The 25,023-nt window shown below is 49.2% G+C and carries 17 protein-coding genes; all 17 read left to right on the top strand.

Annotated features, from left to right (window positions below; genetic code table 11):
• Window positions 1–3: 3 nt before the first annotated feature.
• The 17 genes from BMZ56_RS13750 to pgl all read left to right on the top strand — a co-directional run bounded on the left by BMZ56_RS13750 (window position 4) and on the right by pgl (window position 24,932).
• Complete coding sequence (locus BMZ56_RS13750; RefSeq protein WP_090627647.1) at window positions 4–441, top strand: nuclear transport factor 2 family protein; 438 nt, start codon at window positions 4–6, stop codon at window positions 439–441.
• A gap of 17 nt (window positions 442–458) precedes the next feature.
• A complete protein-coding gene (locus BMZ56_RS13745) occupies window positions 459–1,700 on the top strand; it encodes an MFS transporter (protein ID WP_090627645.1) in 1,242 nt (413 codons plus the stop codon).
• A 280-nt stretch (window positions 1,701–1,980) separates the two neighbouring features.
• Window positions 1,981–4,254, top strand: coding sequence for an outer membrane protein assembly factor BamB family protein (locus BMZ56_RS13740; RefSeq protein ID WP_143072925.1), 2,274 nt, complete (start codon window positions 1,981–1,983; stop codon window positions 4,252–4,254).
• A 2-nt stretch (window positions 4,255–4,256) separates the two neighbouring features.
• The gene (locus BMZ56_RS13735) at window positions 4,257–5,168 is read left to right on the top strand and encodes a sugar phosphate isomerase/epimerase family protein (protein ID WP_090627642.1); all 912 of its coding nucleotides are present in this window, start codon (window positions 4,257–4,259) and stop codon (window positions 5,166–5,168) included.
• Between the two features lie 10 nt (window positions 5,169–5,178).
• Window positions 5,179–7,128, top strand: coding sequence for an FG-GAP repeat domain-containing protein (locus BMZ56_RS13730; RefSeq protein ID WP_090627640.1), 1,950 nt, complete (start codon window positions 5,179–5,181; stop codon window positions 7,126–7,128).
• Window positions 7,129–7,528: 400 nt separating this feature from the next.
• Window positions 7,529–7,963: a hypothetical protein gene (locus tag BMZ56_RS13725; RefSeq protein ID WP_090627638.1), complete on the top strand. Its 435-nt coding sequence runs from the start codon at window positions 7,529–7,531 to the stop codon at window positions 7,961–7,963.
• Between the two features lie 318 nt (window positions 7,964–8,281).
• Window positions 8,282–11,425 (top strand): SusC/RagA family TonB-linked outer membrane protein, encoded by a 3,144-nt coding sequence (locus tag BMZ56_RS13720; RefSeq protein ID WP_090627637.1) that lies wholly within the window; start codon window positions 8,282–8,284, stop codon window positions 11,423–11,425.
• 97 nt (window positions 11,426–11,522) lie between these two features.
• On the top strand, window positions 11,523–13,451 hold the full coding sequence (locus BMZ56_RS13715; RefSeq protein ID WP_090627635.1) for a RagB/SusD family nutrient uptake outer membrane protein: 1,929 nt from the start codon (window positions 11,523–11,525) through the stop codon (window positions 13,449–13,451).
• Between the two features lie 22 nt (window positions 13,452–13,473).
• On the top strand, window positions 13,474–14,214 hold the full coding sequence (locus tag BMZ56_RS13710) for a DUF3823 domain-containing protein (protein ID WP_090627633.1): 741 nt from the start codon (window positions 13,474–13,476) through the stop codon (window positions 14,212–14,214).
• Window positions 14,215–14,378: 164 nt separating this feature from the next.
• Window positions 14,379–15,716 carry a glycoside hydrolase family 99 protein gene (locus BMZ56_RS13705; protein ID WP_218146566.1) on the top strand — a complete coding sequence of 446 codons (1,338 nt, stop codon included), beginning with the start codon at window positions 14,379–14,381 and terminating at the stop codon, window positions 15,714–15,716.
• 48 nt (window positions 15,717–15,764) lie between these two features.
• The gene (locus tag BMZ56_RS13700) at window positions 15,765–18,011 is read left to right on the top strand and encodes a GH92 family glycosyl hydrolase (RefSeq protein ID WP_090627631.1); all 2,247 of its coding nucleotides are present in this window, start codon (window positions 15,765–15,767) and stop codon (window positions 18,009–18,011) included.
• A gap of 11 nt (window positions 18,012–18,022) precedes the next feature.
• Window positions 18,023–19,288: a hypothetical protein gene (locus BMZ56_RS13695; RefSeq protein ID WP_218146565.1), complete on the top strand. Its 1,266-nt coding sequence runs from the start codon at window positions 18,023–18,025 to the stop codon at window positions 19,286–19,288.
• 22 nt (window positions 19,289–19,310) lie between these two features.
• Window positions 19,311–20,546, top strand: a complete 1,236-nt coding sequence (locus BMZ56_RS13690) for a hypothetical protein (protein WP_143072924.1) — start codon at window positions 19,311–19,313, stop codon at window positions 20,544–20,546.
• Between the two features lie 11 nt (window positions 20,547–20,557).
• Entirely contained in the window at window positions 20,558–21,823 is a 1,266-nt protein-coding gene (locus BMZ56_RS13685) for a glycoside hydrolase family 99 protein (RefSeq protein ID WP_090627627.1), read from the top strand.
• A gap of 129 nt (window positions 21,824–21,952) precedes the next feature.
• Window positions 21,953–22,414, top strand: a complete 462-nt coding sequence (locus BMZ56_RS13680; protein ID WP_245893224.1) for an RpiB/LacA/LacB family sugar-phosphate isomerase — start codon at window positions 21,953–21,955, stop codon at window positions 22,412–22,414.
• Between the two features lie 188 nt (window positions 22,415–22,602).
• Complete coding sequence (zwf, locus tag BMZ56_RS13675) at window positions 22,603–24,105, top strand: glucose-6-phosphate dehydrogenase (protein ID WP_090627625.1); 1,503 nt, start codon at window positions 22,603–22,605, stop codon at window positions 24,103–24,105.
• A gap of 110 nt (window positions 24,106–24,215) precedes the next feature.
• Entirely contained in the window at window positions 24,216–24,932 is a 717-nt protein-coding gene (pgl, locus tag BMZ56_RS13670; RefSeq protein ID WP_090627624.1) for a 6-phosphogluconolactonase, read from the top strand.
• Window positions 24,933–25,023: the final 91 nt, after the last annotated feature.

Below are 25,023 nucleotides of genomic sequence, written 5' to 3'. Positions count from 1 at the left end.
GTTATGAAAAGAACATTAATCGTATTAATGGCTGCAACGATGGCTACGAGCTGTAATCAGCCCGGTGAGACAGGGGTATCAGAAACCAGCGTGGCTGCGGCTGTTGAATCGTTCCGCGAAGTAATGCTGCATCCCGACCAAGCGGTATTTGAAGAATTGTTGGACGAGTCGTTGACTTACGGGCATTCCAATGGATTGATAGAGAACCAGAAAACTTGCATTGCTTCGATGGTGAGCGGGAAGTTTAAATTTACAAGTTTGGAATTTTCCGCACAGACCGTCGATGTGGTCGGCAATACTGCCATTGTGCGGCACGAGCTGTTTGGACATACCCATGATGCGGGCAAAGAACCCGGAATAGCCAAACTTAAGGTGCTGATGGTATGGGTTCAAAATGAAGGGAAATTGCGTTTGGTAGCCAGGCAGGCGGTTAAAATTTAAAACTAAATTATTTTCTGATGAATACCTTAGCTTCCTCACGGTGGTATCGGATTATACCGGTCGTTTTTATTACCTATAGTCTTGCTTACCTCGATCGGGCGAATTTCGGTTTTGCCGCTGCAGGCGGCATGGCCGAAGACTTGAATATTACGCCGGGAATGTCGTCGCTGCTGGGTTCGCTTTTCTTCCTGGGCTATTTCTTTTTCCAGATTCCGGGGGCTCACTACGCTGCACATAAGAGCGCAAAGAAACTTATTTTTTGGTCATTGATCCTGTGGGGAGGATTTGCGACAGCCACGGGGATGGTGAGTAACGTTTCCGTATTGATTTTTATCCGCTTTATGTTGGGGGTGGTAGAAAGTGCGGTAATGCCTGCCATGCTGATTCTATTGAGCCAATGGTTTACGAAACGGGAGCGTTCGCGGGCAAATACCTTTCTGATTTTGGGCAATCCGGCAACGGTGCTGTGGATGTCGGTCCTTTCCGGTTATTTGGTCGATTCATTGGGTTGGCGTTGGATGTTTATCATACAAGGCCTTCCAGCTATGCTATGGGCTGTTATTTGGTGGAAGATGATCGATGAGAAACCCAAAGATGCCAATTGGTTGACGGAAACCGAAAAAAAGGCGATCGAAGACCAATTGAGTGAAGAGCAACAAGGTATAAAAGCCGTCAAGAACTATGCAGAGGCGTTTCGGTCCAAAGCGGTAATTTTACTATGCCTTCAATACCTGCTTTGGAGCCTGGGACTGTACGGTTTTGTAATGTGGCTTCCATCGATCATTAAAGCGGCACCCAATATGGACATCGTTACGACCGGATGGCTATCGGCCGTGCCTTATGTCTTGGCAATTATAGCGATGCTTGGCGCATCCTATTATTCGGATAAAACGTTGAATCGAAAACTGTTCATTTGGCCGTTCCTGCTTGTGGGAGCAGTTGCTTTTTACTTGTCTTACCTGCTTGGGACCAGTAATTTTTGGCTATCTTTTGTTTTGCTTGTAATAGCTGGAGGTGCTATGTATGCGCCTTATGGTCCTTTCTTCGCTGTAATAACCGAGATCTTGCCAAGAAATGTAGCGGGGGGAGCGTTGGGGCTGATAAACAGTATGGGAGCTCTAGGTTCATTTGGGGGAGCTTATATTGTCGGGTATCTGAATGGTTATACCGGTGGTTTCGGAGCATCCTATATCCTGATGTCAGCTGCATTGCTTTCTTCAGCTATACTTACGATAATCGTGATAAAAAGAACCGCCTAGTTAATACGAAAGTTACATTGCTTCGTTTATTTAATTTCTTTTGATAATCAGCTATTTGTGTTGATTGTTAAACGCTATCAACAGGTGTTAATGCTTTGTTAATGATTTATTATGCCTGTGAGATTAATCTTGACTGAAATTTTAAATAGCCAATTATATCATTCGGGTTCACTAAAATAAACGAGAAGTTTTTTCATCGACATTTCGATGGGACAGGTGATTTACTAAATCGATTTAATAGAGGAGCCTTCATTTAACCAATTGTAACTAAATGACAATCATGCAAAGAACTGCGATTTTGGGAACTTTATTTCTCGCCGTGTGCTGGGCCTGTCATCCGGATCACGCTACGCGGTATAAAGCGTGGAGTGATTACGGCGGGGGACCGGACCACTCGAAATATGTCGACTACAAGCAGATTACCAGGGAGAATGTGAATCAACTGGAGATTGCCTTTGTATACCCAACTGGCGACAACGTAAACTACCGCTTCAATCCAGTCATTGTCGATGGCGTGATGTATGTGCTGGCGAAAAATAACTCCTTAGTGGCCATCGATGCCGCAACTGGGAAGGAACTGTGGATACATGCCAACCTGCGGGGCATCATACAACGGGGCGTCAATTTCTGGCAGCGTAAAGATCGAAAAGAAAAACGGTTGTTGATCTGCTTGAATAACACGTTGCAAGCGATTGATGCAAACACCGGTAAATCGATTACCACGTTTGGCAAGGGTGGGTATGTCGATCTCAAGCAGGGATTGGATCGCGACCCGGCTACCTTTGGCCGGGCCACATCGACCACACCGGGTAAGGTGTTCGAGGATTTGATTATTCTCGGATCCGCTCCGGGCGAAAATTTGTTCTCGGGCCCGGGCCATCTTCGTGCCTACAATGTCATAACCGGGGAGCTGGTATGGGTATTCCACACCATTCCGCATCCCGGTGAATATGGCTATGACACCTGGCCAGCGGAAGCATATAAGTATGTGGGGGGCACCAATACATGGGGAGAGATTTCCGTGGATGAAGACCGGGGCATTGCTTACTTTCCGATCGGTTCCCCAACTTATGATTACGACGGTTCGGATAGAGCGGGCAGTAATTTGTTTGGCAATTGCATCTTGGCATTGGATGCGCGTACCGGCAAACGGCTGTGGCATTTCCAGACGGTTCATCATGATATTTGGGACTATGACTTGACAGCGGCCCCCCAATTAATTACCGTCAACCACGGTGGGAAAAAAATAGATGCCGTGGCAGTTGCCTCCAAACATGGATTTCTCTTTGTGTTTGACCGGGTAACGGGCAAACCTCTATGGCCGATTGAAGAGCGGCCGGTACCTGCCAGCGATATGCCCAATGAAACGGCTTGGCCTACACAGCCATTTCCGACCGTCGTTCCGCCGTTCAATCGTCAGTTGGTAACCGTTGATGACATCAATCCTTATTTTCCGCCGGCCGATAAAGCGAAATGGACGGCACGGGTAGCCGCCGCAAAGAATGGCCTTTTCCATCCGCTTTCGGATCAGTACGAGGTGGTTACTAATCCCGGCGCGGTGGGCGGAGCAAACTTCGGCAATACCGCTGCGGACCCCAAAAACGGGATTGTCTATGTGCAAACGCAAGAGCTTGTCGATTTTTACAGCCTTAAAAAGCGGGAATCCGCTCCCCAGCGGGGTGGCCCCGGGTTTGGTGGCGGGCGAAATTCCGGTGTTTCGCCCGAAAGGTTGGCTCAGGGAAAGGCGCTGTATATGCAACATTGCCAAGCTTGCCACGGCGAAAATCGGGCCGGTATCGACGGATTGGGGGCCACACTGATAAATTTAAGCACGAAAGTGAACGCCGAAGCCTTTAAAGGTATTATGGCAGTCGGTAAGGGTCGCATGCCCGGCTTTCCCCACCTTACTGAAACGGAGATCGCGGCGATCTACGCCTATGTTACTCCTGAAGCACAACGAGGTCCGGGAGGGCGCGGGAACAGGGATGACGATAGGGTGGAGTTGCCCGACGGCCCTGTGGTGGCATCTGGCGGCGTTCCCGTTGATCTCCCACCGTCCGGTGGGCAACGCATGACAGATTACCCCAGTGCGTATACCGGCCCGAGGTCCGAATATGTCGAAACCAATAATTGGGGGTTGGGGGTGCCTAACCTACTGACACCGCCTTGGTCGCTTATTGTCGCCTATGATCTGAATGAAGGTAAAATTAAATGGAAAATCCCGTTGGGAAATGACGACAGCATACCAGGTAGTAACAACCTGAGCATGCCCAACGGCTCACAAGGCAAGGGGATGGTCGTCACTTCAACAGGTCTGCTGTTTTCCACTTGCTTGGATGGACGGGTTTATGCCTACAATACGGATGATGGAAGTATGCTGTGGTCTGCGGAATTGGGCAGAAGCAATCCCGGAGGTCTTCCTGCCATGTATGAAGTGGATGGCAGGCAGTACTTGGTCGTCTGTTCGGTCGGCAGCTTGAAAGACAAATCGAAAGCAGAATCCGACGTACCCAAAGGGTATATCGTATATGCATTACCCAAAAAAGAGAAATAATTATGGATAGAAAAGCATTTATTTTTAGCACCGGAGGAATCGTCTTATCGGCATGGGTATCGCCCACCTTGGGTAAGATTGGATTACCTACGTCCAAGATGGATCGTATCGCCCTCGGCACACTGCTCTTCAGGTATCGATTCCAACGTACAAAACCCCAGCAATGGAACGCGATCAAAGAGGAACTGACCCTGTTGGATGTCCCCGAGCACCACCGCGATAAATTCGGCATTCGCAAGATCGAATTCTGGAATGAACATTTCGAATCGTTGGAACCGGATTACCTGGGTAGACTGCGTGACAAGATCAAATCGGCTAAGTCGGAATTGCTGAATATACAGATCGACCGGATTTCCTATGACCTTGCGGCTACAGACGAAGCTGAACGGCGGCAAAGTATCGCGGATGTAAAAGCATGGATGGATGCCGCGTCGTTTCTGGGGTCGAAGTGCGTACGGATAAATCCCGGCTCGCCAAAGGGTACAGTCGAAAAAAGCATTGAATCGCTGAAGGAGCTGAACAACTATGCGAAACGGAAAAAGCTGACCATCATTACGGCCAACCATTTCGGGATAGAGATGGATGCCGATAAACACGTGCAGATCGCCCGGGAATCGGGGGTATATACGGAGCCCGATTTTGGTAACTACATTCCCCAGTATACGGAGGAAGTCATGATGGAATCCCTGTCCAAGATTTTGCCGTATGCCCACGTCGTTTCTGCAAAAATGGTAGACTTCAACGATCACATGGAGCATACCTCCTATGATTTTGACAAATGTATTCAATTGGCCGAAAAAGCGGGATTCAAGGGTACCTATGTAATTGCGCAGTGGAGTGGCAAATTTCAGGATATTGATTATGACGACGTGGCCAGATGGGGCATCGAACATGTAAGGAATCATATTAAATAGCGTAAGATTTATGAAGAAGAAGATTCTTATCATACTGCTTACCCTGGCTTCTGTTGCAGGGGTTTCCTATGCACAGGAGGGTGAGACCCATGGGCGGGGCCTTAGTTTTAAGCCTGACTATTCATTCGAAGGAGCTAGTCTGGCCCGTTGGAACAAAGTCGGAACGGCAGATTGGCGTGCTGAGAAGGGTGAATGGATAGGCAAGTCAACCGATACAACGGCCAGTTTGCTGTTATTAGATCGATCCTTTCAGGATGTGACATTCAATACCCTGGTGAAGATGGAGGGCGACGGAGAAGCGGGTGTTTTGCTTCGGCTTGAAAAAACAGACGGCGGCTGGAAAGGCATCTTCGTCTCGCTGCGGCACGATGAATCGGCTGCATACGGATTGGTATTGGACGATAAGGGAAGAGAGGTGGGCCGTACGCTATTGCGGCGCGCCGGGGGGATGATGCGGGTGGCGCCACCGCCCGATCCTAATGCCACCAATTCACCCAATGACAATCGTCAGGAGAGGCAACGGCAGCCAAATCGCAGCGGGGAGAATGCCGGGCCGGTGTTGCCCATTCCCCGGCCTGAGACGGCTTTTCAGGGAAACGGATGGAACCAGCTGGAATGTGTGCTGGATATGAATATCCTAAGGGGGTTCATTAACGACGGAATTGGCCCCGGCGGTGCGGCAGATGAGGAGTTTGGTGAATACGGACCCATCGCATTATACGTAAAGGGCAAAGCGGTGGTACGTTACAAAGACTTCAAATACAAGGATCTTGCCGTTCGTTATACACCGAAGGAAGCATCTTCTACGCGGTATGAAGTACAGCAGCTGAGCGATATGTACTATTCATTCAGCTCGGCGGCGGCCGATATCAACCTAGACGGTAACATGGATGTCGTGGCCGGCCCCCACGTTTACTATGGTCCGGATTTTACTATGTACCGGGAAATATTTCAAGGAGTTACTTATAATCCTTCCCAGCAATTTTCCGAAGTAAATTGCCAATATACGTATGATTTTAACGGCGACGGTTGGCCGGATGTCTTTTCGGCATCACCGTTCGGACGCCTGTATCTCAATCCCAAGGGTGAATCCCGCCGGTGGGAAATGCATGCCGTCATTCCAGGTAACATAAATTCCGAAGTGACCATTTTCAAGGACATCGACGACGATGGCCGGCCGGAGATCGTCTATGGAACCAGTGGCGACCGGGCATTGAAATATTCAAAGTTTGATCCGGCTGATCCCAGCAAGCCATGGAAAGTATACCTGGTTTCCGAAACCGGATATTATACTGCCCACGGATTTGGGGTCGGGGATATCAACGGCGATGGCCGTCCGGATATTATCAATCCAAATGGTTGGTGGGAGCAGCCCGAGCAGCTGGATGCCGGTAAAACTTGGACCTATCATCCCGTTGCATTTGGCCGTTACGGTCATCGAGGTGGGGGAATGGGTGGCAGCGTCATGGCAGTATACGATGTAAATGGAGATGGCGAGAATGATGTAGTAACCAGTCTCAATGCCCATGGTTTTGGTTTGGCTTGGTATGAACAACAGCGAGATGCATCCGGAGCGATTGCGTTTACGCGTCATATGATCATGGATGATTATTCGACGGACAACGCAGGCGGGGTAACGTTTTCCCAACTGCATGGTACTACTTTCGCCGACATCGATGGCGATGGCATTCCCGATTTCATTGCAGGTAAGCGCTACTGGTCGCATTTGGATACGCACCTTGACCCCGATCCACAGGGACCTGCCGTATTGTATTGCTTCCGCACGGTCCGCGATGCCCAGGCACCAGGTGGTGCACGCTTTGAACCGGAATTGGTGCATAATCGTTCGGGCGCCGGATCTGATTTATTAACCGTCGATTTGAATCGAGACGGTAAACTGGAAATCGTTTCATCTACGAATCGGGGTACGTTTATTTTTTGGAATAAAGACATTGATTAACAGTTGGTTATAAGGTTTTTGTCCAATGTATTAATCTCGTTAATCTTTTGTTAATTATTTGTTATGGTTATGCGTGTATCCTTGAAACGGCTTTATGAACTGCGGTAACCAATGCGTGCAATTATAAATTTTTGATTTCAATTACGAGTTAGTTTCCGGTATAGGCTTGAAGCTTCTTTTGTGTCCTCGTTTCGATCAACGTTGGCTGCTGCGGAGGCACCCAAATTAGCAAGCAAGAGAATTTGAATTAAAATTAAGAACGATGAAAACAACAAACAATGATCCACCACCGACGTAGCCTTGCTTTACGATGCAAGACTTATCTGGGCAAATCATAGAAAACAAGAAACATGCTCAGACACACTTAATCAACAATTATTAACTAATTATCTATTTTGTGATGAAAAAATTAATGTTATTAATGCTGGGCAGTGCTATGTTGGCTATCTCAGCAGTTGCGAAAGAGAAGCAAACGCAAACGGCAGTAAAACCAGAACAAACTGAACTAAGCAATGAGCCAAGCAAAGAATCAGATGCAGTCTTAGCTGATGGTACTTTATGGGGCATTAGCGACCTAAATAAAAGTGTATCTATACAGGCTCACAATACGTCTACTAATCAAACCTATTATTTGAGCATACCTCCAAACGGTTCTACTAGTATATCGCTACCCACTGGCACGTATGATATATTCGTTGATACGTTTAGTGAGTTTGTCAATTTTTCCATTTCTGATGACGATGATTCAGAAAGCGTTAACGACGTTATCTACCACACATTCTATAATATCACCATTAACTTTTCATATGCTACAGTATTAGCTGTATCTCTATAGCAAATGATATCTTCTCGAGTTTTGAGAATTAAAAGATCAGAATTTATAACCGTGAATTCGGTAGTTAGATTCTGTTTATCGCTGCTTAGGAAAAATGGGGATGAGGCTCTTTTTCTATCTCAGCAGCTGCAACGCCTTGAAACTAGGATAGGAAATTAAATTAAAATTAAGAACGATGAAAACAACCATTAATGATCCACCACCACCGACGTAGTCTTGCTTTTACGATGCGAGACTTATCTGAGCGATCATAGCAAACGGGAATTATGCTCAGATACCACTTAATCAGCAATTATTTAACCAATTATTTATTTTGGGATGAAAAAACTAACTTACTTATTTTATTTATTAATCACGCTTGCTCCGCTGTACGGCTTGGCCCAAACGCGGACCATTCAAGGACGGGTAACCGACGCCCAAACCGGTGAGGCATTAGCAGGCGTGAGTGTGGTGGCCAACACGGCTGCCGGACGTCAACAGGCTACGTCCACCAATGACGAAGGTGCATACAACATCCAGGTATCCGGCGAAGCTACTACCCTGGTATTTGCATACGTAGGCAAGACGACGCTGACTGAACAGATTGGCAACCGGACGTCCATATCTGTCCAACTGGCGGATGAAGCAGGGCAACTGGATGAGGTAATCGTTACCGGTTACTCCACAACGACCAAGGCAACCCTGACCGGTGCGGTATCCTCCATCGGCGGCGACGACATGATCCGTACGAAAAACGAAAACGTGGTAAACATGCTGACCGGTAAAGTACCGGGCTTGCGTGTTCAACAGCGAAGCAGCGCGCCGGGCGATTACAGTACGCGTCTCGATATCCGTGGGATGGGTGATCCGTTGGTGGTGGTGGATGGTATTCCCCGCGACAAAGATTATTTTTCACGGATGAGCGGCGATGAAATTGAGAGCGTATCGGTTTTGAAAGACGGTACGGCCGCGATCTATGGTTTGCGTGCTGCCAACGGGGTCATTTTGGTAACCACCAAAAGCGGCGGAGACATGGGCGGAAAGGTAGACATTACGTTCAGCACCAACACTTCCCTGCAACAGTTTCTGAATGTTCCCCAAACGACCAATGCCATTGATTATTTTACGTTAAGAAACGAGAGAAACTGGCAGGATTTCGGGGGCAACTACATGGTTCGCCGCAATGCCCTTGTACCCGAGGAACAATTCCAACCTTACCTGGACGGCACATTGACCTCCTACAACTGGATGGACAAGGTATTCAAGAAAACAACGCCGCAATCCCAACATAACCTGAGTGTTAATGGGGGCAGCGACAAAATACAGTATTTCTTTAACCTCGGTTATTCAAAGCAATCCGGTTCTTATCGAAGCGACGATTACAATTCCGATCGTTGGAACATGCGTTCGAATATTGATGCACAGATTACCAAACGGTTGAAAGCCCGGGTATCCCTCGGCGGCATCATGCTCAATACCACGAAGCCGAATGGCGTCGATTGGACGGCTTATAAAAACACATGGCTGACCCGCCCGAATGCGCCTTTCTATGCGAACGACAACCCGCAGTATCCCAATGGTGATCCTCAGGTGCTGAACGAAAGTGTGAACCCGATGGTACAGACCGATGCCGATTACGTAGGGTACAACCTCAACAAAGATCGCCGGTTCAACGGAACGTTCCAGCTGGAATATCAGATTCCGGGAGTGGATGGCCTATCTGCAAAAGGATCGTATGATTACGCGGTTAGCTTGCCCGATTACCATAACTACCACCGTGTGTTCACCGTCTATCAGTATAATCGGGATAGCGATACCTATTCGCCCATTCAAAAAGGTACACCGGCCACTGTCACCCGGGGGGTCAACATTAACAACAATACCAACATGCAGTTAGGTCTGTTTTACAACAAATCCTTTGGCTTGCATAACTTTAACAACTTCCTGCTTTACGAAGAAACCTACAGCAACTGGGATAGCTTCAGTGCGTTCCGGGAAATGCACGTCGATTCGGAATACCTGTTTGCGGGAGCAGACGCCAATCAGCGTGCGCAGGGCGGCGGTGTAGGCGACCGTTCCAGCAAATCGATGGTCGGCCAGATCGATTATAACTATGCGGCTAAGTACATGTTCGCCTTCAAATTCCGGTACGATGGATCGTCCCGCTTCCCCGAAGGAAATCGTTTCGGATTCTTCCCGTCGGTTTCAGGCGCTTGGCGCGTCAGCCAGGAGAATTTCATGAAAGACAATGTGGACTTCGTGAATGAATTGAAGATTCGCGCTTCGTACGGAGAGATGGGCGACGACAATGCAGCTGGTAACTATCCGCCTACATTGGGTTACAACCTTGACCCCAACGCGGTTGGATGGGTGTTTAATGGCGGTCTTCAAGGAGGGGTTACCACGCAACCCATCCCGAATCCCAATTTAACATGGTATCAAATCAAATCGTATAATGTTGGCTTGGATGTAAGTTTCCTGCAGAACAAACTGAATGCTACGTTCGACGTGTTCCAGCGTGATCGTTCGGGGCTGCTGGCCACCAGCGGTGCAGTGATTCCGGCGACCGTAGGGGCCAATTTGCCACAGGAAAACCTCAATGGCGACCGGAACTACGGGTATGAGGTTTCGCTGGACTACCGCAGCCGGGTCAATGAATTTTATTACAACGTAGGCGGCCAGATTTCTGCCACCAGAATAAAAAGAACTGATTGGCTTGAAACGCCAGCCAACAATTCATATGATTATTGGCGGAACCGCACCGCAGGCCGTTTCACCAATATCTGGTGGGGAACGGAATCGGGCGGCATGTTTACCAATTATGAGGACATCCGCAATTTCTCCGTCCCTCAGGGACAGGGCGCGCTGCCGGGCGACTGGTACCTGAACGACTGGAACGAAGACGGAGTCATTAACGATCAGGATAACCATCCCATCGCCTCCATCGGATTACCGGTATTCAACTACGGGATTTCCCTGGGTGCTTCGTGGAGGGGGATCGATCTTGCGCTCGATTTCCAGGGTGTACATGGTGTCTTCGTGAAGTACAACGAGCTGCTGGTTGAGGCGTTACCCTTCGGCGAACAAAATACGCTGTCGTTTTTCATGGACCGCTGGCGTCCGGTTGATCCGAACGCCGATTATTTTGACGCAAGCACAGAATGGGTCCCCGGATTTTTCCCGGTTACCGGCCACGATGGTCGCCGCACCGGAACGAACGGGATTCAGAGCGCAGCGTATATGCGGCTGAAAACCGCCGAATTGGGGTACACATTGCCTGATCGTTGGGTATCGAAAGCAGGGGTAAAGAACCTGCGGATTTATTTCAGCGGATACAACCTGCTGACGTTTACGGGGCTTGATCACATGGATCCGGAACGTCCGGGTCAACGGATCAACAACGAACCCGGAGTGGGTGATGTTGACTTGTACAATTATCCGAACAATAAAACGTACACGTTTGGTGCAAGCATTAAATTCTAAAAATTATGAAGATGAAACCTGCCATGTCAGCGCCTACTGACTAAAAAGGCGATGAAAATGCAGGTTCCATTAGGCCATTAAAATAAATTATTTTCTGATGAAAAAGAGATTGTTAGCATATATCGCACTGTTAGGTGCGCTCGTATTCTCCCAATGCCGGCAATTGGATTTGGAGCCGAAAGGGATCATGGGTGAGCCGGAACTTTTCGGAACCGAATACGGCGTAAAGATGTACTTCACCGGGCTTTACAATTGGCTGCCCATTGAAGATTTTCAGTATTACGCGAACGACGGCTACCGTAAAAACGACTGGGGTACAGAGAAAAACAGCCAGGGTGCCATGAGCGGCGAGTATTTCAATACCTGGATCAGTGTCGATAACGATGGGTTCGGCTACTGGCCGTACGACCGCATCCGCGAAGTGAATAACTTTATCCAAAGTTTCCCGAACTATAAAGACAAGTTCCCCGACGAGACGTTTAATAAGTTGATGGGCGAAGCCCATTTCCTGCGGGCTTATTTCTATTTCGGCATGGCGAAGCGTTACGGCGGGGTTCCGATCGTAACCGAAGTCCAGGATCCGCTGGCAAGTTCTGAGGTATTGAACGTGTCACGTAATACGGAGTACGATACATGGAAATTCATTCACGACGACCTGCAATTTGCGATTGATAACATGTTAAGCGATACAAAAGAAACCGGCCGTGCCAATAAATATGTAGCCGCCGCCTTGATGTCTCGCGCGATGTTGTACGCCGGTTCCGTTGCAAAATATACCGAATCACTGGGATTTAAGGCCACTGAACTTGCTACCCAGCAAGGCTTGGCAGGCATGGAGCCTTCACAGGCAAATGAGTTCTTCGAGTATGCGGTAGCAGCCGGGAAAGTGGTAGAAACGGGTCCTTATTCGCTGTATAACAAACTTGAAGACAAAGCAACCAATTTTGCCAGGCTGTTCCTTGACGATAGTTCGCCGGAAACCATTTTTCTCAAAGAATACAATAGAAATTCGCCGCGTGGCAACGCGTTGCAACATAATTACGACGCATTGATGTCTCCGGCACCCGATATGTCCTCCTTTGTCGGTGCAGAAAGCTTCGTGCCACTCGACTTCATGGAATTGTACGACATGCCGGCCTACACCAATCCGGACGGAACCCCCGTTCGCTTTGACAGCCGGGGTGACATCCGCGATGGAATGGAACCCCGTGCGCGTGGTACCATGTACCTGGACGGGGATGAGTTGCGGGGAAAGACGTTCAGCATCCAGCGCGGCATCTACCGGACGTTCGACGGTGTCGCCACTGATATCCAACGTGGTGTGAACTCGGCACCGATCAACAGCAACGGCAACCGCATTTTGGGCGGTAAGGGCTGGACCACCGAAATCAACGGCGTGACCTATACCATTACCGGTGCACATGGGAATTTCGAGGATCAAGGCGGCGAGAATAATGCGTTCGGGTCGGCGTTTATCCGCAAGTACATCAACCCTGACATGGCGACCGCTGATGTCCGGGACTGGAGAAGCGATCAGTCTTGGGTGGTGTTCCGTTTGGGTGAGGTTTACCTGAATACCGCCGAAGCGCTGTACGAATTGGGTAAACGCGAGGAAGCCTTCGATTACATTGCGAAGATCCGCGAACGTGCAGGTGCCAAGGTGGTCCGTCCGGCAATCGATATGACGATGACCAACATCGGTAGCATCAATAAGGCGAACTACACCTATTCGCTCGAAAAATCGCTGCAGTTTATCCGCGATGAACGCGCACGCGAACTGTATGCTGAAAACCACTGGTGGTGGGACATCCGCCGCTGGCGGACGGCTGACCAGATCCTAAACAATTTCCGGCAACGGCTACTGAGTTGTTATTATGTGGCCGACGAAGGGAAATACATTTACCTCGACGAAGACAACCGGTTTAATCGCCAATGGAATGCCTCCAAGAGTTGTTATTATGAACCGATTCCCTGGGGTGAAATCGGCAAGAACAATAACTTGCTGCCACAGAATCCGCTTTATTAGTTAACGTGTTGATACAAGTATTATGAAGAAGTTAATCATCTATTCAATTTTAGGCGTAATGCTATTGTCGGTTACCTCGTGTTACAAGGCCGACAACTGGGATGCTCCGAGTGCACGTATCCACGGACGTGTCATTGATTCATACACCGGGGAAAATCTGCTCTCCTCGCAAAACGACTGGAGCATCCGTATCTGGGAACGAAGCTGGACGGCCTCGGAGCCGACCAACCAAAATTTGCCGGTGAAGCAGGATGGTTCCTATAACAACAGTAAACTGTTTGCCGGAACCTACGACATGCTTCCCTACGGTGGCCCGTTCTGGCCGGTTACCGATACCGTAAAAAACGTTACCCTGAACGGAACGACGGAACAGGAATTTACCGTGACGCCGTACCTGCAATTGCTTGATTTTGAGACTCACTTAGAAGGAACCAACCTTTTTATGAGTTGCCGGCTCAAGGCTCCGATTCGTACGGGATTGCCGAATCTCGTTGAGATCAAGCCATTCCTGAGCCTCACGACGTTTTGTGGTGCAGGTGCGAATAGTAACATTGACATTGGTGAGTATTCCAACAAACGGATACAAATCAACAAATCGTGGCAAGACGAGGTGGGTGATTCCGAAACCAGCAATGTGTATACCATCGGCCCATTACCTGTAAAAGCGGGTTATACGTATTACGTCCGTTTGGGGGCTAACGTGAACGATGCGAATCGGAAATATAATTATACAGAGATTGTGAGGGTGGATGTTCCCCGATAGCAGGCGTTGTTTTAAATGAGTATGCCCAACGATGATCACTTGAACGTAATGAGTTTAGTTAATTGCGCTGAATTAAGTGATGATCAACAGGGTAGTTTCAGCTTGAATGGTTGTTCATCACGAACGTGGTGGGCAACCATTTTTAGTGCCATAAGCTTTCAATTATGCGGATTCAATGCAACCAATTTTTCAACTCGACCCTCTTTGTTTGTGTGGTTCTTTTAGGAGCCGCCTGCTCCAAGGATAGCAAACCTGCTCCGGACCCGGATGAGGAGACTTCGGAAATCCCCGAAACGGTATACGACGAAACGGGATGTTTGTATACATCGTATACCGGATTGGTTATGGCTGGATACCAAGGTTGGTTTGCTGCAGAAGGGGATGACTCGAACCGGGGTTGGTATCATTACCAAGGGCCTAACAGTACGTTTAAGCCCGGTGTCACCAACATTGACTTTTGGCCGGATGTTACGGAATACACGAAAACTTATAAATCCCCCTTCCAATATGCAGATGGCTCGGATGCGTATCTGTATAGCCCCTATGACGAAGCGAGTGTGGACCTCCACTTCAAATGGATGAAAGAATACGGATTGGACGGTGTGCATATGCAACGGTTTGTGGCCGAGATTAAACCATCCAATCCAGCCGGAAAGAGACATTTCAATCAGGTGTTGGCCAATGCCTTGAAGGCGGCAAAGAAATACGAGCGGGCAATCAGTGTGATGTACGACCTGAGCGGTTCGAGCAGTGCGGATGTGGCGTATCTGGAAGAGGATTGGAACGAACTGCAGCAAACATTCGATCTGTTTAATAATTTCGAGCATCCCACATATCTCCGGCACAACGGAAAACCCCTTGTGACCATATGGGGCGTGGGATTTAATGATAACCGGCAGTATTCCATCAGCGACGTAAGCCGGTTGGTCGACCGGCTAAAGGGTCCTTCTAATAAGGTGTCCATCATGCTAGGTGTACCGTATTATTGGCGTACGTTAGACCGAGATACTGAGAATGATCCAGCCTTGCTCGAGCTCGTCAAAAAAGTAGATATCGTCCTACCCTGGGCAGTGGGGCGATATGATAACGATAGCTACAATAACGCGGCGGGCACGATGGTCACCGATTTGATGTGGTGTAAGCAAAACGGTGTGGATTATGTACCCTTGGTATTCCCGGGATTCAGCTGGGGCAATATGCACAACGATCCCTCTCAATATAATTCGATTCCACGGTTAAAAGGAGATTTCCTGTGGAAGCAGGTAGCCGGGACAAAAGGGGCCGGGGCAGCATCGCTGTATGTTGCCATGTTTGATGAAGTGGATGAAGGGACCGCCATTTTTAAATGTGCGCGTGAGAACGAAGTGCCACTTAATGGCTCGCTCCAATTTATGGGCATTGAACAGGATTTACCATCAGACCATTACCTGTGGCTTACCGGACAAGCGGCCAATTGGTTTCATGGTGAATCGGGATACGGATCGACTAAACCCGACCGATAACCTTGCAAACAATAATAAGGACAATATATAAATATGATAGCCGATAGTATGACGAACAAAAAAGTAACACTCATTTTTTTTATCTGTTTATTTCTGGGGGGAGCAATGGCAGGCCGTGGCCAATCGGTGGCGGATGACAAATCGCCGGTGGCGTATGTGAACCCCTACATGGGCAACATCAGCCACCTGTTGGTGCCAACCTATCCTACCGTTCACCTCCCCAATAGTTTCCTACGCGTTTATCCCGAGCGGCATGACTACACGGGCGACCGGTTGCGGGGGCTCCCGCTGATTATTACCAGCCACCGGGGTAGTTCGGCTTTCAATTTAAGTCCTTTTCAGGAAAGTACGGCAGCCTTGCAGCCCGTTGTTTCCTATAGCTACGACAACGAAGACATCAGGCCTTACGCTTATTCGGTGTACCTGGATGAGCAGCAGATTGAGGTGGGCTTTGCACCATCCCATCAGTCTGCCTTATATCAGTTCGATTTTGAACGGGATGAGTCGGTATTCCTGGCGATAAATTCACGTAATGGAACCCTGAAATGGGACGGAAAGGCATTATCGGGGTACCAGGACATCGGCAACCGCACCCATGTTTATATTTACCTGGAGCCCGAGGTCGCACCCCGCAAGGTGTCTGTCTTGCGGGACGGAAAGCTAACCGAGGGCACAGTGGCCGAAGGGCGGAGCGCCTGTGTCGTCCTTCAGTTTGGTGACGGTACCGAAACGCTGCGCCTGCGGTATGGCATCTCTTTCATTGATGCGGACCAGGCCCGGAAAAATGTACACCGCGAAATAAAAAATTACGACCTGACGGCATTGCAGGAAGCCGGTAAGAAAGTATGGAACGATGCACTTGGCAAAATTGAAGTAACCGGAGGTACCGACAACGACAAAGCTGTTTTTTACACATCTCTATACCGCACGTTTGAGCGGCCGGTGAATATTTCAGAAGACGGCCGCTATTTCAGTGCATTCGATGGGCGTGTGCATGCCGACAAGGGCATCCCTTTTTACACGGACGATTGGATCTGGGACGCCTACCGGGCACATCATCCGCTAAATGTATTGATCGATTCCAAAAAAGAAGAGCACATCCTTCATTCATTTGTAACGATGGCCGAGCAAATGGAGCATTTCTGGTTGCCTACGTTTCCGGAAATCAACGGCGACAGCCGGCGGATGAATTCCAACCACGGGGTAGCGACGCTGCTGGATGCTTACGTGAAAGGATTGAAAGGCTTTGATCTGGAGAAAGCCTACCAAGCGGCAAAAGGCGCAATTACCGAAAAAACGCTGGCACCCTGGTCGGGTGCACCGGCAGGCGAACTGGACGCATTTTTCAAAAAACATGGCTACATTCCGGCGTTAAGAGAGGGCGAAAAAGAGACCATTCCGGAGGTTAACAACTTCGAAAGAAGACAGCCGGTTGCCGTGACATTGGGCACTTCTTACGACATCTGGTGTCTTGCGCAGCTCGCAAAAGCACTCGGAAAAAAGGAAGAATATGAGTTTTTCCTCAAACAATCCTTTAATTACCGGAACCTATTCCACCCTGAAACCCACTTTTTCCACCCGAAGGATGACAAGGGCGAATTTATCGAACCCTTCGACTATGTATTTTCCGGCGGACTGGGTGCAAGGGGATATTACGGCGAAAACAACGCCTGGATTTACCGTTGGGATGTACAGCACAACATTCCCGACCTGATTGCACTCATGGGGGGCAAAGAAAAATTTGTTGAAAATCTGGATGATATGTTCAACCAGCCCTTGGGTAAATCAAAACAGGACTTCTATGCACAGCTTCCGGATCATACCGGAAACGTAGGGCAGTTTTCGATGGCCAACGAGCCGTCGCTGCACATCCCTTACCTTTACAACTATGCGGGCCAGCCGTGGAAGACGCAGAAACGGATCCGGACCTTGCTTAATGAATGGTTCCGGAACGACCTGATGGGCGTACCGGGCGACGAAGACGGGGGCGGGATGTCGGCATTTGTCGTCTTTTCAAAATTAGGATTTTACCCGGTTACGCCGGGCACGCCGGTGTACTCCATCGGAAGCCCGGTATTTGAACGGGCGCAGGTCAAGCTCGCCAATGGAAAACTATTTGAGGTAATTGCTGAAAATGTGTCAGATACGAATAAATACATCCAACGTGCCAAACTGAATGGCAAGACACTGGATACTCCATGGTTGTCGCATACCGATTTAATCAATGGCGGAAAGCTGGAGTTGGTGATGGGCGACAAGGCCAACAAATCGTGGGGCATTGCACCTCAGAAATAACATAAAAGCGAATGAGAAAACGTACGTGGATATCGCTTGTTTTTGTTTGCAGCTTGCTGTCACTGCCAAGAGGTAACTGCGCGCATGCGCAGCAGGCAAAGGGCGATTCATCCTATAATTTTGCCAATGGCATTATCTCCCGGCAGGTGCTGGAAAATTACCTTAGCAGAAGTATTACGCAAGCTGAGGTGGTAGCCAGTGAGGGGTGTTACAACGATGGCCCCTATCCGAATAAAGACGACGACTACCGCATGTTGAAGCACATCGGCGCAAAGTTCATCGGCCGGTCCATCTACTCGTGGGGGAAGGAGCATTTTTTCCAGACGCCTTCTTTCTGGGCCAATGCCAAAGCGGCGATCGACGACTACCATGCATACGACAGTACGGCGGTCTTCCAGGCGGGTATTTTTGAAATCGTGACCGAAAAAGTGGAAGATATCGCGATTCCTGCATGGGTGTTCGAGGCATTCGGGCTACCTGTAGAACAGCGTAATTTCGTCTACCGGTCGATGCTCAACCGCGAGGGCCGTCTGGTGGATCACTGGCGTAAGGGAAGCAGTGTGCCGGATATCACCCAAAGAGAAACCCGGTTGTTTTTTTATTACCTGGCACGCCGGTACATGGAAGTGGGCATCGAAGCCATCCATTTCGGGCAGGCGCAATTGATGGCCATGGATGGGGGAGAGAAGGCGTTGATCGCGTGGAAGGAGCTGCTGGACAATGTCCGCACGGCCGCATTGACCGTGGCCCGCCGCGGCACGGTAATCTGCGATTCCCATTTACCCAATGGCGGTATGGTGCTGGATGGCAAGCTGCTGTTTGACTTCGTTTCCTTCCCGCTCCGTTTGAAGGAAATCATCAACGAACCGCAGCAGGTACAGTTGGAGGTAGGTTACTACGATGGGATCTACCGGGAAACCGTAGGGGGCATTACCCCCAGCGGGTGGAGTTGCGATCACGGCGTGTACCTGGTTGAGTTTGATAATTTCGGTATTAGCAAGCATCGGGACGAGCCAAACTGGAAGGACCATTATGCGTGGGGATACGATGAGATTACTTGGTTTCATAAGCAGCCCGAAGTGTACCGGAACGAGTTTCTCCACTACGCCTACCACTGGGTGAGAACAACCGATCCGAATGGATTTTTGCAGATGCCCGGCAGCCGTATCATCACCGGTGCCGATACCAACCGGTACCGCGCGAATACACAAAGCCCCAACTGCCCGATGGGTAAGGGCCAAGAAAATACGATCAAAGAAATTTGGGAACATAATTAATCCGTAATCAAATACCAGATCCATGAAACAAAGACGTTTTGTACTTATGCTCTTTTTAGCAGTTGGTGTATCATCAGCTGCATGGGCACAGATGAAAAGTATTCAGGAGTTTGGGGTGCTACCTACCAATGCCGCATCCGTGAATGCCGAGAACCTTCAGAAAGCGATAGACTGGGCAACCCGCAGCGGGGCAGCACTGTATATCGAACCGGTAGAAGTACCTTATCCCATTGATGGTGGGATCGTGCTGAAGAAAAATGTTTCGCTCGTGGGGGCCAATGGTCCCACCCCAAGGGGTACGCGGCATCCGGATGCCAAGCGGCCGGTAGGTAGTGTGTTCAACATTACAGACGCCAGCAAGCCGTTTATTGTGGTGGAATCGGGTACGCGAATCGAAGGCATCCAGTTTTGGTACTCCGAACAGGAGCTCGATAATCCGGCCGAAGTCATTCCTTATCCTCCCACGATACAGGTGAATAAAACGGCGTTTACACAGGGAGTTAAGTTGGCTGATTTGACATTCTATGGTGAATATGTCGCAATGGATTTCAATGCCGATCCAACGTTTAAATGTGAGTTAATCCTGATCGAACACTGTTACGGGTATCCGCTGAGTGGTGAGTTCATCCGTATTGATTATTGCTACGATATTCCCCGATTTTTGCATTGCCACGTCAATCCGGCCATTATGCGTGAAATCGGATTCCGGTTCTCGAAAGCGGTTATTGATTCCGTAGTAGACCGTAAAACGTTTGCATATAGCGTTAATCATACCGACAACGCCCAATTGATCGATATATTTACGTTTGCCACCTGGGGTGGTATTCACCTTGGTGAAGAAAGCTATGGACAACTGACCAACTTCAACCTGGACTGTGTTGCCGTAGGGATCCTCAAGCAAGGGGCGAATACCAAAAACCGGAACTGGCAGATTGCGCAGGGTTCTATCATCGCTAATGCGGGAAACACGTTGGAAGAAACACGCCCCATCATCATCGAAGGGCAAGGTCATACAGCCCTTTCGAATGTGGAGGCTTTTTCTGGAGGAAATGGTGCACTCACAAATCTGGAAAAGTCCTATGATTTTCTGTGGGTAAAAGGTGACAAGCGGCTAACGATTTCGCTTTTCGGATGTCGGATGCGCAATTACACGGCGGCGGATCCGATGACCGTAGATAACCCGAAAGCCGTCATACAGGCTGTGGCTTGTGTAGACCACAACGAGGAACTTTATAACCGAATTATTCAACCCAAGTAACTAAAAATAACATGAAGAAGAAATGTATTGCCTCTGTGCTGGTGCTTTTGTGTGTCTTACCTGTGCTGGCAGCCAAAACTATAAACAAAGCAAAACCCGTCTATCCGTCGTATACTGGCTTGGTGATGGCCGGTTACCAGGGATGGTTTGCCGCTGAGGGAGATGACTCCCACCGGGGATGGTATCACTACCGGGGGCGGGGCGGCGCTTTTGAACCGGGAGTCAGCAGCGTGGATTTTTGGCCCGATATGCGTGAATACAAGAAAAAGTACAAGTCGCCGTTTACGTTTGCGGATGGCAGCGATGCATACTTATACAGTGCCTACGACAAAGAAAGCGTAGACCTCCATTTCAAATGGATGAAGGAGTATGGTATTGACGGAGTTCATATGCAGCGCTTTGTAGCCGAAATTAAAAGCGCTTCGGGTAAGCGGCATTTTAATAAGGTGCTCCAGAGTGCGCTGAAAGCCGCCAAGAAATACGGCAGGGCCATCAGTGTGATGTATGACCTGAGCGGCTGCCGCAGCGAAGACATTGCCTTGGTAGAAGCCGACTGGAAAGAACTGGTAGCAACGTTTAAGCTGACCGACCCTGTGGTAAACCCCACTTACCTGTGGCATAATGGTCGGCCCATGATGTCCATCTGGGGAGTCGGGTTCAACGACCGTCGGCGGTACACCATCGCGGATGCGGATCGGTTGATTGAGCGGTTAAAATCGCCCGAACATTCGGTATCCGTCATGCTTGGCGTACCGTATTATTGGAGTAACCTGGGCCGCGATACCGAGCCTTCGGAAGCGTTGCATGCGCTCATCAAGAAAGTAGACGTCGTCATGCCCTGGGCCGTAGGCCGCTACAACAGCAAAACCTTTGATCCGTCGGTGGTGGTGGCGGATGTTGCCTGGTGCGCTGCCAATGGTGTGGATTACGTGCCGCTGGTTTTTGCCGGATTCAGCTGGGGCAATATGCGCCACGATCCAACGATATACCATCAGATTCCCCGTCTGAAAGGTGATTTTTTCTGGCAACAAGTGGTTGCAGCTAAACAAGCCGGAGCTAAATCGTTGTATATCGCGATGTTTGATGAGATTGACGAAGGTACGGCTATTTTTAAGACCGCCAATGAAAAGGACACACCCCTTAACGGCGATGACGGCCTTCGATTCGTTGGTATTGAAGACGATCTTCCTACTGATCATTACCTTTGGTTGGCTGGTCAGGCTGCGGCTTGGTTTCATGGAAACTCGGGATACGGAGCCAAGCGGCCTCACCGGTAAGTACTGCTTTGGCCTTCCTTTTCAATTTTTGACACAACAGTTAGGCAGCATATGGATTTTTTGGCTAACTTGACCCGCCCTAAATTCGGTATTCGATTTTAGGGCGGCGAGTTACTAATTAGTCGATATATGGCGCTGAAAATAGGTGTTGCAGCCGATCATGCCGGCTTTGATCATAAGCGTGATTTAGTCCTTCGGCTTACCGAAGCGGGCTACGATGTGCATGACTACGGGGCGTTGGATTATGATCCGGCGGATGATTATCCGGATATTGTTGTGCCGCTGGCGAACGCGATAGCTAAAAAAGAGGTAAATCGCGGTATCGCTGTATGCGGCAGTGGCGTAGGTGTATCCATTGCAGCCAACAAAATACCCGGTGTGCGCGCCGCGTTGATCACCGATACCTATTCGGCCCACCAAGGGGTGGAGCACGATGATATGAACCTAATCTGCATCGGTGGGCGTGTCGTTGGGCCGATGCTGATCTGGGAATTGGTGACTGCTTTCCTGCGCGCCAACTATGACGGAGGCGAGCGTTTCGAGCGGCGCCTGCAAAAAGTGATCGCCTTGGAAAATCGCTCCGGTCAATAAGGGAAAGCGGTAAAGTGAAGTAAAAAATATGTTAAACCAAAAAATGAAACCTGCTATGTCAATGCCTCATAAAGAAAGCGATGAAACCCGCAAAGCCCCAGGCGAGCGAGCTTCATCACCGCTAAAAGTAAGAGTGTTGATGAAAATGCAGGTTCCATCAGACCACTAAAAACAATATATATATTTTGATGAAATCAAGTAGAAAACTATCCCCCACGATTATCGTGATTTTCGGTGGAACAGGAGATCTTACCAAGCGAAAACTGATACCCGCTTTTTACAATTTATATATTGACGGATGGATGCCTGAGAAGTTCGCTGTCATTGGACTCGGCAGGACCAAGCTGAGCAACGAAGACTATCGGGAACACCTATACGAAGGACTGGTCGAATTTTCCCGCAAGGGAAAACCCGATGACGCGCAATGGACTACGTTTATGCCCGCCATTTCGTACTTTGAGTCGAACATTAACGACGAGGCGGCCTACAAAGGGTTGGCAGCAAAACTGGATGCTTTTGATAAGGAATGGGGCATACGGGCCAACCGCTTGTTTTACCTGTCCATTGCCCCGCAATTCATCGAGGCGGCCACCGTCAACATCAGCAAGCATAAATTGGCTAATGTACCGGCATCCGACCGGATTGTGGTCGAAAAGCCATTTGGATACAACAAGCAGACCGCTGTGGCCCTCAACCAGCTGTTGGGCAATACATTCCAGGAGGAACAGATCTATCGCATCGATCACTACCTGGGTAAAGAAACCGTCCAGAATATTCTCGCTTTCCGCTTTGCGAACGCGCTTTTCGAACCGCTATGGAACCGCAATTATATCGACTATATCCAGATAACTGTAGCAGAGCAGGTGGGTGTGGAAGACCGAGGAAGCTATTTTGAAAACTCCGGTGCGTTGCGGGATATGATTCAGAATCACCTGTTGCAGGTGTTATGTATGGTCGCGATGGAGCCACCTATTTCGTTTCAAGCAGAAGAGATACGTAACCGAAAGGTGGATGTAATGCGCGCTATTCGTCGATTACGGCACGAAGAGGTGCATAAATACGCTGTACGGGGACAATACGGTCCGGGTTGGATAAACGGAAAGAAAGTACCGGGTTACCGTGAGGAAGCCGGAGTTAATCCCAATTCAAACGTAGAAACGTATGCGGCAGTACAGCTTTACATAGACAATTGGCGCTGGCAGGGTGTGCCCTTCTACCTGCGTACCGGCAAACGTATGCAGGAAAAAACTTCGTCCATTACGATCCAGTTCCGTCCGGTGCCGCATTCGACCTTTTCATCGTCGCAAGCGGGTAATCTCATGCCCAATCGGCTGACCATTAACATCCAGCCAACCATGGATATCCGGCTGCGATTTACGGCTAAAAAGCAAGGCTTGGAGATGAGTCTCAACCCGGCGGAAATGGTATTTAACTACGATACCTGTTCGACTCAGACACCGGAAGCTTACGAGACGCTTCTATTGGATGCGATGCGGGGCGACACCACCCTGTACATGCGGTCGGATCAGGTGGAAGAAGCATGGGATGTGATTACCCCTATATTGGAAACCTGGGAGAGCAGGGACTCACTGGATTTCCCCAATTATGCTGCGGGAGCTTGGGGGCCCGAAAGTGCTGAGGCTTTGATTGCCCGTCAAGGACATATTTGGGCATTGAATCTGCATACGTAGACAAATGGCTGCAAAGTCGCTGAGTCGCAAAGCTGCGGTTTCACAATTTTGCGATTCGCAGTTTCGAGATAAGCGGCTCCGCAGCTTTACAATTTTGAAAAAGAGAAAAAATGGTTAGAAAATTCGATGATTTGCAGCAACTGAATACTGAAGCTGCAAAACTATTTATAACGGCCGCTAAGGCCGCCATTGCAGCAAAGGGGCGTTTTACCGTAGCCCTTACCGGAGGGACTTCTCCCGTCGGCTTATACAGGTTGTTGGCTTCGTCGCCTTACCGTGATGAAGTACAGTGGGAGCAGGTATATATTTTTTGGGGCGACGAGCGGTGGGTACCACTCGATGACGAGCGGAGTAATGCGCGGATGACTTTTGAGACACTGCTGTCGCATGTCCCGGTTCCTCAACACCAGATCTTTCCGATGTGGGGCGATGGAGCCTCTCCGGATGAATTTGCACGGAAATATGAGCAATCATTACATCTTCATCTCGACCCCGAAGGACGCTTTGACCTGATTTTGTTGGGTATGGGGGCCGATGGACACACCGCATCTTGGTTTCCACATACAGGGGTATTACATGAATACGACAAATGGGTAGCGGCTTATTACCTCCATGCACAGGATATGTATCGCATCACACTCACGGTACCGTTGATCAATCAAGCAAAACAGATTGCTGTCATCGCCTATGGAGCAAATAAAGCAGATGCGTTATATGAAGTTTTACAGGGTGAGCGCAATGCGGAACAGTATCCCGCTCAACTCCTTCCTACTGCAGACGGTCGGATTACCTGGTTCGTGGATGAAGCCGCAGCGGCAAGGATTTAGCGGTTGAAGGTTTGTTATTTGGTTAAAAATGAATACTTTTGAAAAAAGCAATTGAAAATAACATGGCGAAACCTGCCATGTCAGCGCCTAC

The organism is Parapedobacter indicus (assembly GCF_900113765.1).
Lineage (GTDB): Bacteria > Bacteroidota > Bacteroidia > Sphingobacteriales > Sphingobacteriaceae > Parapedobacter > Parapedobacter indicus.
The sequence above is the reverse complement of the archived record's forward strand: the minus strand, read 5'-3'. Positions and strand labels throughout refer to the sequence as shown.